At 61.2% G+C, this 11,921-nt stretch carries 13 protein-coding genes; 12 read left to right on the top strand and 1 reads right to left on the bottom strand.

The window, feature by feature from the left end; all coding sequences use genetic code 11:
* Nucleotides 1-52 precede the first annotated feature (52 nt).
* The 3 genes from dsbD (at nt 53) to BMW76_RS23470 (ending at nt 2,799) form a co-directional block, all read left to right on the top strand.
* On the top strand, nt 53-1,921 hold the full coding sequence (gene dsbD, locus BMW76_RS23480) for a protein-disulfide reductase DsbD (RefSeq protein WP_090869471.1): 1,869 nt from the start codon (nt 53-55) through the stop codon (nt 1,919-1,921).
* 69 nt (nt 1,922-1,990) lie between these two features.
* Complete coding sequence (locus tag BMW76_RS23475) at nt 1,991-2,362, top strand: hypothetical protein (protein WP_090869679.1); 372 nt, start codon at nt 1,991-1,993, stop codon at nt 2,360-2,362.
* Nucleotides 2,363-2,493: 131 nt separating this feature from the next.
* Nucleotides 2,494-2,799 carry a hypothetical protein gene (locus BMW76_RS23470; RefSeq protein WP_090869677.1) on the top strand — a complete coding sequence of 102 codons (306 nt, stop codon included), beginning with the start codon at nt 2,494-2,496 and terminating at the stop codon, nt 2,797-2,799.
* A gap of 136 nt (nt 2,800-2,935) precedes the next feature.
* On the opposite strand, the gene BMW76_RS41255 is transcribed toward BMW76_RS23470, so the two are convergent.
* Nucleotides 2,936-4,033 (bottom strand): hypothetical protein, encoded by a 1,098-nt coding sequence (locus tag BMW76_RS41255; RefSeq protein ID WP_177200468.1) that lies wholly within the window; start codon nt 4,031-4,033, stop codon nt 2,936-2,938.
* Nucleotides 4,034-4,232: 199 nt separating this feature from the next.
* Between BMW76_RS41255 and BMW76_RS23455 the strand changes: the two genes are divergently transcribed.
* From BMW76_RS23455 to BMW76_RS23415, 9 genes are all read left to right on the top strand, one after another.
* On the top strand, nt 4,233-5,210 hold the full coding sequence (locus BMW76_RS23455) for a chromate resistance protein ChrB domain-containing protein (protein ID WP_090869465.1): 978 nt from the start codon (nt 4,233-4,235) through the stop codon (nt 5,208-5,210).
* The gene (locus BMW76_RS23450) at nt 5,210-6,394 is read left to right on the top strand and encodes a chromate transporter (protein ID WP_090869463.1); all 1,185 of its coding nucleotides are present in this window, start codon (nt 5,210-5,212) and stop codon (nt 6,392-6,394) included. Before BMW76_RS23455 ends, BMW76_RS23450 begins: the two co-directional genes overlap by 1 nt.
* Nucleotides 6,395-6,443: 49 nt before the next feature.
* Complete coding sequence (locus BMW76_RS23445) at nt 6,444-6,974, top strand: hypothetical protein (protein ID WP_245763342.1); 531 nt, start codon at nt 6,444-6,446, stop codon at nt 6,972-6,974.
* A gap of 40 nt (nt 6,975-7,014) precedes the next feature.
* Nucleotides 7,015-7,605, top strand: a complete 591-nt coding sequence (locus tag BMW76_RS23440) for a superoxide dismutase (protein WP_090869461.1) — start codon at nt 7,015-7,017, stop codon at nt 7,603-7,605.
* Nucleotides 7,606-7,647: 42 nt separating this feature from the next.
* Entirely contained in the window at nt 7,648-7,965 is a 318-nt protein-coding gene (locus tag BMW76_RS23435) for a hypothetical protein (protein WP_090869459.1), read from the top strand.
* A gap of 43 nt (nt 7,966-8,008) precedes the next feature.
* Nucleotides 8,009-8,440, top strand: coding sequence for a chromate resistance protein ChrB domain-containing protein (locus BMW76_RS23430; RefSeq protein WP_090869458.1), 432 nt, complete (start codon nt 8,009-8,011; stop codon nt 8,438-8,440).
* On the top strand, nt 8,427-9,683 hold the full coding sequence (locus BMW76_RS23425; RefSeq protein WP_407669012.1) for an MFS transporter: 1,257 nt from the start codon (nt 8,427-8,429) through the stop codon (nt 9,681-9,683). Before BMW76_RS23430 ends, BMW76_RS23425 begins: the two co-directional genes overlap by 14 nt.
* Nucleotides 9,684-9,802: 119 nt before the next feature.
* Complete coding sequence (locus tag BMW76_RS23420) at nt 9,803-10,726, top strand: DUF1259 domain-containing protein (protein WP_090869455.1); 924 nt, start codon at nt 9,803-9,805, stop codon at nt 10,724-10,726.
* Between the two features lie 78 nt (nt 10,727-10,804).
* Nucleotides 10,805-11,851 carry a YncE family protein gene (locus BMW76_RS23415; RefSeq protein WP_090869453.1) on the top strand — a complete coding sequence of 349 codons (1,047 nt, stop codon included), beginning with the start codon at nt 10,805-10,807 and terminating at the stop codon, nt 11,849-11,851.
* Nucleotides 11,852-11,921: the final 70 nt, after the last annotated feature.

The raw sequence follows: 11,921 nt of genomic DNA, 5'->3' as shown, positions 1-11,921 counted from the left end.
GCTGATCGCTAACGGTTGGCCTGCGGACTGGTTTGCATGGAGGGAGCGAGAGATGCGGGACGTATCAATCAGCGTCGGGCAATGGAATTGCCGTGCGAACGACGCGTTCAGGCGGGTGTTGCACGCCGCACTTGTTCTGTTCGTCGCGTTGACGTCTCTGGGTGCCCATGCCGTAAGCGAGACCGACCTGCTGGCACCGGACCAGGCATTCCCGTTGACGGTTACGCTCAGCGCGCCTCAGCAGGTCACCCTCGATTTCAGGACGCACGCGGGCTATTACCTGTATCGGGACCGGTTCGACTTCGCCGTGGACGGCGCACCGATAAAGCCGGACCACATGCCTGCCGGGGAAGAGAAGAACGACCCGACATTCGGCATGGTCACGGTCTATCATCAGCCGGTGGAAATCCAGCTTGCGTTGTCACATCCCGTCTCGACCAGCGTCGTGCTATCCGTCACTTCGCAGGGGTGCGCGGACATCGGTGTCTGCTACCCGCCGCAGACGCGGACCTATCGAATCGCGGCCGACGGAGTCGTCACTTCCGTCGCGGCCGGGAACAACACCACGGCAAGCGCTGCCGGATTCCGCGACACAGGCGTGAATCCTTCGCTCACGGTATTCGGTATCAACCTGCGACCGGCAAATGGCATTTCAGTCCCTGAACTGTTGGGATTTTTGCTCGCAGGCCTGCTCATGGCCGGAACGGTTTGCATGTATCCACTGGTTCCCATCGTGACGGCTGTCATAGGTGGTGGCCGGGGGAGGTCAACGCTTTATCGAGGCTTCGGACTTTCATTCGCCTACGTGCAGGGCCTCGCGCTCACCTACGCTGTTGCGGGAACGATTGCCGCGCTGGCCGGCATTCCGCTGGTCGCGGTTACGCAGCGGCCATGGGTGCTCGCAGCGTTTGGTCTGCTGATGGTGTTCCTTGCGCTTGCTATGTTCGGCGTATTCCGGTTCCAGCTGCCGGCCAGTTTGCAAACAAGAGCCTCGGCATGGACTAACCGGCTGCCAGGCGGCCGTGTTGGCGCGGTGTTCGTGATGGGCATGTTGTCTGCCCTGATTGTCGGACCATGCTCGACGCCTGTGCTTGCGGGCGCGCTGCTTTATATCGCGAACAGTCACGATGTGCTCGGCGGCGCCCTTGCCCTGTATGTGTTGGCGTTAGGACTGGGGATTCCGCTGCTGGCGGTCGGGACGTTTGGTGCTCAGGTACTCCCGAGAGCTGGCCGATGGATGGTAGCGGTACAGAATGCATTGGGCTTCCTGCTGCTCGCCGCTGCCCTTTGGTTTGTCTATTCGCTGTTGCCGGACTGGCTGCTCATGGTGCTCGTCGCGGCGTTGCTCGTGAGCTGCGGCATGATGCTCCGGGCCATCGACCCATTGCCGGCCGACGCACCTGGCATTTTCCGCCTGGGGAAAGCGGTCGGTATGCTGCTCCTGGTCGCAGGCGTCGCGGAGTTCGTCGGAGTCGTGTCGGGCAACTTCGATATCCTGGAGCCGCTTGGTGGCGTGATGCGCACGTCCTCGACACCGCGCGCGAAGGCGGAAGCGGATTCGACCACACGGTTCGAAGCGATACGGTCGAATGCCGAACTGGCCCAGGCGCTCAAGGCAGCGAATGGTCAGCCGGTCATGGTCGATTTCTACGCTGACTGGTGCATCAGCTGCAAGGAGCTCGAGCGATTTACGTTCACGGACCCTCAGGTCGTCAGTGAATTCGCTCACTGGAAGCTGCTGCGCATTGACGTGACGAAGAACACGGCGGAGGACACCGCGATGCTCCGTCGCTTCGGGTTATTTGGTCCGCCAGCACTCATCTTCTACGACAGAAGTGGCCGGCAGCAACCTGATGCGCAGCTCGTCGGATTCATCGGTGCCGACGCGTTCGCGGCTCACCTGAGGCAATGGGGGAAGTAGCGTTGATACGAAATGCCAATGTCGCTGCGCGCCGTGACAGCCTCTTGCGTCAAGGCATATACTGAATCCATGAAGCTCTGGGTCAAACTGGTCGCTTGCTTTCTGATTGCGTGGTTGCCGCTGCTCGGCTATCCGGCGCAGATGTCGGTTTGCCCCCAAATGGAGTCGATGACCGCGTCGATGCCGAGCGCGCAGCAGCAAACGCATGCTGCACACGTATCTGAAGTGACTGCGTGTGGGCAGGTTGCCGGTCACCATACGGTCAATGCCAACGCGTCCTGCAATGGCAGCATCGGCGGCGTCCTCTGTGGTATGCCCGCCATACCCATGACCCACACGGTTATGGTTGTTCCTTCCTCACCCGTCTACCGGGCTGTCGCCAGCCCCTTCGCGAAGCAGTTCATTCCTGAACTGCCGGCGCCTCCTCCCCGCTCGCTGTAGTTCGCTCAACGACTAGATTTTTGCGGTTTGACACCGTGGCTTAACGCACGTCCGACGCGCATGCAATGCGCGGGGCCGTGCGCGACCAACCTACCTTCTATCTGGATATATCCGAATTCGGAGATACACGTATGAACGCGAAATTGATTCGAACGGCCATTGCTTCCGTGCTTTTGGCCGCGACAGGTACCGTCGCCCTGGCAGCGGGCACCGCCAGTTCGTCAAATGCAACCCAGCAGGGCCGCGAGTATGAACACGGTTCGATGATGGGCGGCATGATGGCAATGAACGGAATGATGGGAAGCTGCCCGATGATGGGCGGGACGGCAGGCTTGGACCCGAAGACTGCGATGCGCATGCATGGAGAAATGATGCGTGCAATGGGCGACATCATGCTCAAGTACGCCGGGCAGGCGGGAACAGCGCCGTCGAAGTAGTGCGTGCTGCGCTTGGGCATCGTCAACATCCAGTCTGACTTTCAAAGGGAACTGATGATGAAGTGCAACCCGAAGACGATGGCCCTATTGCGATTGCTTTTGCGCTGGCGCTCGGCGTTGCGTACTGGGCGCTACCTCAGTTGAGAGGGGCGCTGCCAAACGCTCGTCGTTGCAGTCTCTGCGCTGACTTGTCCGTTGTCGATGCTGCTGATGATGAGAGGCACTCATTCGAATATGGGTGTGCCGCCATCATGCCCGCCGCACCAAACACCGTGACGAGCCCGATGACAGCAAAGGCTTCGAGGACCAGATGGCAGTCAGGTGCAAGGTATGCCTTGGCACAGCGGAAATCGCCTGGCAAATGACGCAGGCCGGTGTTCAGGACGCTGGCGAGATTCAGGCTGCCGTCGATGCAAGTTGGGGGCGGAAGGGATAGCGGTCCTCGGTGCCCCGTCAATCGATTGGAGGAGGCGAACATGGACCTGAAATGCGTTGTCGCTGTTGTACGTCCTGGAGGTACTGGAAAGCCGGCTGTGCGATTCATGTATACGGCGTGACAGTGACGTGCGCTCGCCTGCACGGCTATGGGCGGTTCGTCAACGACGTCAACAGTCACCGAAGGAATGATCGGATTGGCACCCGTCGTCATTGACTTTAGCTGCGTATTGAGCGCAGCGTTGAGCGGTCTGGAGCGAAAGTCCGCCTTGTCCTGAACACCGATTTCGAGCTCGACATCCGCATAGTTGGCATTGAGGAAATCACGCGCGTTCTTTGGCCACTCGCCAAGATCTGCCGCGGTTAGCGCGGGAGCCCAGCCGCCCCAGAACAACGAACGCCCACCCGGGCAGTACGCCAACCCGGTAAGGGCAGGTTGCTGTGCCAGGGAATGCCCCAGACGCCGTTTCGGATCCTGCTCGTTCCGTGTGACCAACGCCGCGTCCGGTGGATTCAAGCCAAGGTGCGGCAAATTCTGGACATGCGTGAAGACCAGGTAACCACCGGCATCGAGCAGGAGAATGCGCAAGTTCTGGTCGGTACCTGCTCGATAGATTTTGTCCGCGGCATAAGCTCCAAACATGCCGGCGCCGATCACCACCACGTCAAACGGTCGTCCGCCGTTGTTCACGGCCTCATCGTATGTACTGCATAGGTAATGACCCAACAGGTCTTTCGTGAACTCGCTATCTTGAATATCAACCGGAATGGAGCTGTCCTGACGGAGGTAGCCGAGCATGGTGAACTCCTCTCTATCGTGGAGTGCCGTCGAGGCCTATGACCCAGCAAACACCACAAGCTTTGATCAACGCTTTTGGTGAGCGGTGATACCGCTTTTTGAACACCCGGACACCTTCGAGTTGGCAGGGCCTGGTCGGTCCGAAGCAGCCATAAAAGTGTGCTTGTAGATATCGTTACTGTTGTGTATCGTTATCTACATGCGCAATATCATAACCTGGTCGCTGCTCGTCCTTACGTTGCCCACGGAAAACGCCACCGCGCGCATGCGCTTCTGGCGGGCACTGAAGGCGAAAGGATGTGCGGTGCTGCGCGACGGCATCTACCTACTGCCCCACACGGAAGAACGCGAGCAGATGCTGCGCGAACTGGCGAGCGCGATTGCCGATAGCGGCGGCACCGCACATCTGCTGCGGGCGCCGAGCCTCGATGCCGCGCAGGAGGCGGAATTCCGTGCACTGTTCGATCGCAGTGACGACCTTGCCGAGTTCATGCGTTCCCTGAAGGACGCACGCAAGACGGTGTCGGGCCAGTCCGCGGCCGACCTGACCAAGCTGCTTCGGCGTCTGCGCAAGGACTACGAAACCATCGCCGCGATCGACTACTTTCCGGGCGACGCTGCGACGCGCGCCGAAGCAGCGTGGCAGGACTTCATCGGTCTGGTCGATACCGTGCTGTCGCCGGGTGAACCCCATTCCGCCGAACGACCCATCCGTAGCCTGTCGGTCACCGACTATCAAGGGCGCACCTGGGCCACGCGGCAACGCATGTGGGTCGATCGCGTTGCGAGCGCCTGGCTGATCCGGCGCTTCATCGATCGCGATGCGCGCTTCATCTGGCTTACGGCGCCCAGCGCCTGCCCGGCCAACGCGCTCGGCTTCGACTTCGACGGTGCGGCCTTCACCCACGTCGGCGAACGCGTGACGTTCGAGGTGCTGGTCGTGAGCTTCGGTTTCGACAAGGACCCCGCGCTGCTCCGGCTCGGCGAGATGGTTCATGCGCTCGACGTTGGCGGCGCCCCCGTGCCCGAGGCCATCGGCTTCGAGGCCGTGATGGCGGGGGCAAGGGAGCGTGCAGCAGATGACGATCAGTTGCTTGACGACATGAGCCGGGTGCTCGATTCGCTCTACACACACTTTGTATCCACGACAAAAAGCAAGGACGAGAGGAAGCGTTAGTGAACACGACTACAGCGACAGCGCCGGGTTACACGCTCGGTCAGTTGGTCCTTTACATGCTGCGCCTCGGCACGTTCGGGTTTGGCGGACCTGTGGCGCTCGTCGGCTACATGCATCGCGATCTCGTCGAGCAGCGCAAGTGGATCAGCGAGTCGGACTACCGCGAAGGACTGGTGCTCGCGCAGATGATGCCGGGACCGCTGGCGGCACAGCTCGGCATCTATATGGGCCACGTGCACTATCACATCGTCGGTGCAACGCTCGCCGGTATCGCTTTCGTGCTGCCGTCATTCGTGATGGTGGTGGGCCTCGGCTGGGCCTACGCGCACTTCGGCGGCCTGTCGTGGATGCAGGCAGCCTTCTATGGCGTAGGCGCTGCCGTAGTCGGCATCATCGCGATGAGCGCATACAAGCTCACCACGAAGACGATCGGCAAACACAGGCTCCTGTGGGCGATCTACCTGATACTCGCAGCCGTAACGGTCATCACTGAATCCGAGATCGCGTGGCTTTTTATTGCGGGCGGCCTCGTCAACTGGTTCGTTGTCGCCCCGCCGAAATGGTTCAGCAAGGGCGGACTGAATGCAGCAGCAGCGGCACAGCTGCCGGCCGCAAGCGGCGTGCTCAGCGGCCTTGACTGGCCTCTGCTTGGCCAGATCGGTCTGTTCTTCGCGAAGGCCGGCGCTTTCGTGTTCGGCTCGGGACTGGCGATCGTGCCATTCCTTTACGGTGGTGTGGTCACCGAGCATCACTGGCTCAATGACAAACAGTTCGTCGATGCCGTGGCTGTCGCGATGATTACGCCCGGACCGGTCGTGATCACGGTTGGCTTCATCGGATACCTGGTTGCGGGGTTCACGGGCGCGTGTGTGGCCGCACTCGGCACCTTCCTGCCTTGCTATCTCTTCACGGTGCTGCCGGCGCCGTACTTCAAGAAGTACGGCAAGCTGCCCGCCGTCAAGGCGTTTGTCGACGGCATCACCGCGGCTGCCGTCGGTGCGATCACGGGCTCCGTGATCGTGATCGCACGCCGCTCGATTGTTGACTGGCCCACCGTTCTCCTGGCGCTTGCGACAATCTTGCTGCTCTGGCGCTTCAAGAAGCTCCAGGAGCCCATCATCGTCATTGCCGCGGCACTCATCGGGCTCGCTGTTTATCCACTCATTCACGCACATGGCGTATGAAAGGCAGCGTGGACGCACACGGTCGGTTAGCCAGGCGCGCTGAGGTGCCATGGCACTGACCACGGCAAGGAGGTACGCAACCATGCGGCTACCGAGCAGATCGAGCGTGCTCGCCACGATCAGGACAGGCGGGCCGCAATGGATTGTACCGACGCGTGTGGCGATCGGCGTCATGCTGCTTGCCCCGGTCGACGGCGCGTTTCAGGACCTGTTGTGGTTCTCGCATCCCGGGTCGCCCGTAGTGCCGGACAGTGCGGTTGCCGCTGGCCTCGCCCTTCGTGCGGTGGAGGTTCTCGCGGGGATGAGCTTCGTCGCCGGAGCAGGCGTCAGGCTCGCGATCTACCCGGCGGCGGCAATCTTCATTGTGCGGGCGCTTGCCAACCTCGCAGGTTCCTTCACCTGGTTGCGAGACGCAGCCCACGCAGTAATCGTCCCCCACGGTGATTGGGGCTACGGCGTCCTCTATGTTGGCGTCACACTGCTACTGGGGGATCTTCTGACGACAGGTAGTGGCAGATGGTCGATCGACTACTGGCTCTGCGAAAAGCTCAGGGTGGCGGACCACGCTCCCAGTCGTTGAGACCAACATCGTTCGTTATCCGCAGCAACAGGAGTCATCCATGAGCTTCGAGATACAACCCGTCGCCTGTGACCCTTCACGGCTTGCCGGTCTGTCGGAAAAGCTGATCACCAGTCACTACGAGAACAACTACGCGGGCGCCGTCAAGCGCCTGAACGCCATCACCGCGCAGCTTGCGGAAATCGATGTGAGCACCGCCCCCGCCTTCGTGCTCAATGGACTCAAACGCGAGGAACTGATCGCGGCCAATTCGATGATCCTGCATGAAATCTACTTCGAGTCACTGGGCGCAAGCGAATCCGTGAGCGGACCGCTTGAAACTGCGCTGATGCGGGATTTCGGCAGCGTTGAGCGCTGGCACGCCGAATTCTCCGCGATGGGTAAGGCGCTTGGTGGCGGGTCCGGGTGGGTGCCGCTGAGCTGGTCGCCCCGACTCGGCAAGCTGGTGAACCAATGGGCGTCCGATCACGCGCACACGCTCGCCGACGGCGTGCCCATTCTGGCGCTCGACATGTACGAGCATTCGTATCACATCGACTTCGGCGCAAAGGCGGGCGCCTATGTTGACGCGTTCATGCAGAACGTGAACTGGCAGAAGGTCAAGACGCGATTCGAGGCGCTGATCATCTGATGGTCCGGATGACTGTTGCTCGTCGCGAAGAAGGAGAGCGCTATGTTGATTCCAAACGGGCGATATGCGATCGCCAGTCTGATTCTCGCATGCCTGCTTGCGATTACCGGCTGCAAGCAGCGGCCTATCGAAAAAACCGGTGGACAGACCATTGAGCTCTCACAGGTGCCGGCCCCTGTCAAAGCCACCATTGACCAGCAGGCACAGGGGCGCCCGGTCAATGAAATCGAAAAGCACACCGCCCGGGGCACGACCCAATATGACGTCACCCTAGGCTCCGGCGACCAGAAGCAGGAACTGATTCTCGACGAGACCGGGAAGGTCGTCGCGACGAAGGAAGACGAGGAAGACGACGACTGATCAGGTGTTTTTTTCACAGCTATGCTCAGGAAGGAGCAGCGTCATGAAATGGATTACGCGCGAACGGCCCAAGGTTGACCGTATCGCCTGCCCGTGGCTGATTGCCCGTTTCATCGACAAGGCGCCCGAGTTCCTGTACGTGCCTCGCGACGAGGTGATGCGTGTCGCGAAGGAAACAGGAGCCATTCCATTCGATGTGCCGGACGTTGAACTCGGTCACCATGGCGAATTCTGCAGCTTCGATGCCTTCCTGCACAAATATCAACTGGGCGACCCCGCGCTGGTCAGGCTCGCCCGCATCGTGCGAGGCGCCGATACCAGCCGGCTCGATCTGGTCCCTGAGGCGGCCGGGCTCTATGCCATCTCGGTTGGCCTGTCACGCAACTTCACCGACGACCATGAGCAGTTGCGACAGGGCATGATCGTCTACGACGCGCTGTATGCCTGGTGCAAGAGCAGCAATGAACACACGTGAGGAAGATCGCGCCGTTTCACTGGCAGCCCGGATGTCAACGTGGATGTTGCCATCGGGAGCTGACCGTGCGGCGCGGCTGCTGCTGGTGAGTCGCGGACTGCGAGGCTTCTGCGACGGTTTCATCGCGGTACTGTTACCCGCGTATCTGCTTGCGCTCGGGTTTGCCAAGGTCGACGTCGGTCTGATCAGCACCGCGACACTGGCCGGCTCCGCCGTGGCCACCATCGCAGTCGGCATGCTTGCCAATCGCTTTGCGGCACGCCGGATGTTTATGTTCGCCGCGTTATTAATGGCCGCGACAGGCCTGGGCTTTGCAGGCTTGTCGTCGCTGCTGCCCCTGCTCATCGTCGCCTTTGTCGGCACGCTCAACCCGAGCTCAGGCGACGTCAGTCTTTTTCTCCCACTCGAGCAGTCGCGGCTTGCCGGGATGGCGACGGGCGACGCACGAACGGCGCTATTCGCCCGCTACAGCCTGATCGGCGCCGTTTCGGCAGCGCTCGGCTCACTCGCAGCGGGCGTGCCCGCATGGCTGGTCACGCACGCACACATGAGGGAACTCACCGCCATGCGCACGATGTTCATCGTGTATGCGGCGACGGGCGGTGCGATCTGGTTGCTCTATCGTCGCCTGCCGCCTTCTGGCGCACAGACTTCCGGCCCGAGCGCACCGCTCGGTGAGTCACGGCGCATCGTGACGCGTCTCGCGTTGCTGTTCAGCGTCGACGCGTTTGCCGGCGGCCTGGTCGTGAATGCCTTGATGTCGCTCTGGCTCATGCAACGCTTCGGCCTGTCAGTCGGTGCGGCGGGCCAGTTCTTTTTCTGGGCAGGGCTGCTCACCGCGCTCTCGCAGCTTGCCGCACCGCCGCTCGCCAGCAAGATCGGGCTGCTCAATACGATGGTGTTCACGCACATCCCGGCAAGCCTGTGCCTGATCGCCGCGGCCTTTGCCGCTTCGTCGCCGGTGACGCTGGCGCTGCTGCTTGCGCGCAGCGCATTGTCCCAGATGGACGTTCCTACGCGCACCGCCTACGTGATGGCCGTCGTCACGCCGGTCGAGCGGCCCGCCGCTGCAAGCTTCACTTCCGTACCGCGAAGCCTCGCCGCATCGCTCGCGCCGTCTCTGGCAGGCGGCCTGATCGGCATCGGCTGGCTCGGCGCGCCGCTTGTCGCCTGCGGCGCACTCAAGATCGCCTATGACCTGTCGCTGCTTTTCCTTTTCCGTCACGTCAAACCGGATCGCTGAGAACAATGGTCGAAGTTCATTCCTACAACGCAGGCGTGAGGAGGCCAACCCGAGCGCAGTTTTCGAAGATCGCAAAAAGGCTGCGCATTTGATGCACCCCGTTCAAGGAGGAATTTCTGATGTCATCGTTAAGACGCCTCTCGCACGCATTGATCATCGCCGCCAGCGTTGGTGCGTTCAGCAGCCCAGCCAATGCGCAGCAGCCTGCTTCAATGGATACGGCTCGCATTGAACAGATCACCGGCCTGAAAGGCACTTTTTCCAAACAGGAAGGCGTGTTCAAGGTCTCGAAACCGCGCAACGACGTGAAGGTGCAGGTCGACGGCTCGATCATGCCACCGTTCATGGGTCTCACGTCCTATGCAGCATTCAAGCCCGCCCACGGTTCGCAGGTCATGATGATGGGCGACACCGTGGTGTTCGAAGATGAGGTCAATCCGGTCATGAGTGCGGCGCTTGACGCCGGACTGGAAGTGACCGCGCTCCACAATCATTTCTTTTTTGATCAGCCCAAGGTGTACTTCATGCATATCGGCGGCACCGGCGATGCCGCAACGCTCGCGGAGGGCGTCAAGAAGGTGTACGACCGGATCGCTGAAGTCCGGTCGGCACACGCCGATCCAGAAAAGGCCTTTCCCGGACACATCGGGGATTCGAGCAACATCAGCCCCGCGCCCCTGGAAGCGGTGTTCGGCTCGAAGGGGCAGACGAACAACGGCATGTTCAAGGTGGTCGTCGGGAGGACCGCCAGCATGCACGGCGTCACCGTCGGCAACGAGATGGGCGTCAACACGTGGGCCGCATTCGCCGGCACCGACGATGAAGCGGTTGTCGATGGCGATTTCGCGATGCGTGAAGACGAGCTGCAGGCAGTACTCAAAAGCATGCGCGCGTCGGGGATCAATATCGTGGCCATTCATCAGCACATGACGGGTGAGTCGCCTCGCATCCTGTTCCTGCACTACTGGGGCAAGGGTAAGGCTGTTGACCTAGCCAAGGGTGTCAAGGCGGCTTTGAACGCGCAGGCCGCGATCACGCGATAAAGCAGCGCGGCTTTTTATGCGCGACGCCGCCGCAGCCGCCATGCGCGTGGCGGTGGCAGTCGTGCCGCAGGAGGTTTCATGAAAACCTTGCAACACTGGCGTTTGCGCCCGGCGGTCCTGCTGTACCTCGCCCTCCTCGGTCTGTGTACAGCCTTGGGCGTTCTGGTGCATATGGTTCCACCCGCTGCCGGGCAGGAGCGGGTCAACAATCTCCCACTGACACACGTCGCTGATATTCCGCTGCCGGGTCGCGCCACCCGGCTTGACTACGAAACCTACGATCCCGATCGCCATCTGCTGTTCATCGCGCACCTCGGCGACGGCGAAGTGATCGTCTTCGATGTGAGTGCCTCGCGCGTGGTCGCACGCATTCCTGACGTCTCATCGGTGCATGGCGTGCTTGCCATTCCGGGGATGTCGCGCGTCTACGCCTCGGCGACGGGCACCGACGAAATTGTGGCCATCGATGAAGCAACACTCAGGATCGTCGCGCGCATGCCGGGCGGCCACTACCCGGACGGGATGGCTTACGCGCCCGAGGTGCACAAGCTCTACGCGTCTGACGAGAACGGTAGCACGGAGACCGTCGTTGACGTCCAAACCAACCAGCGCGTCGCAACCATTCCGCTTGGTGGCGAGGTTGGCAATACGCAATACGATCCGCAATCGCATCACATCTTCGTCAATGTCCAGACGCGCAACGAACTCGTTGAAATCGACCCGACCGTCGACAGGATCGTTGCCCGCTTTGCCCTCCCGGGAGCCGACCACAACCATGGTCTGTTGATCGATTCGCAGGACGGCCTTGCGTTTGTTGCCTGTCAGGGCAACGACAAGCTGCTCGTGTTCGATATGAAAGCACGGCGGGTCGTCCAGTCGTTTGACATCGGCAAGGACCCGGACGTGCTTGCGTTCGATCCCGAACAGGGCAGGCTCTATGTGGCCGGGGAAGGGGGCGTTGTATCGGTCTTCAGTGTCAAAGGCTCGAACGTCAACAAGATCGGCGAAGGCCGGCTCGGACCAAACGCGCACGTGGTCGCTGTCGACCCCGCCACGCACCGTTCGTATTTCCCGCTAAAGAACGTTGACGGACGTCCAGTGCTGCGTGTGATGGCGCCCGGCTGATGTCTCCCATAGCTGCGAAAATATGGTCTGGCTCTGTGTCAGTTCGGGAGTTGGATATGAAAGCGCTCTC

Source organism: Paraburkholderia diazotrophica, from assembly GCF_900108945.1.
GTDB classification, from domain to species: Bacteria; Pseudomonadota; Gammaproteobacteria; order Burkholderiales; family Burkholderiaceae; genus Paraburkholderia; species Paraburkholderia diazotrophica.
The sequence above is the reverse complement of the archived record's forward strand: the minus strand, read 5'-3'. Positions and strand labels throughout refer to the sequence as shown.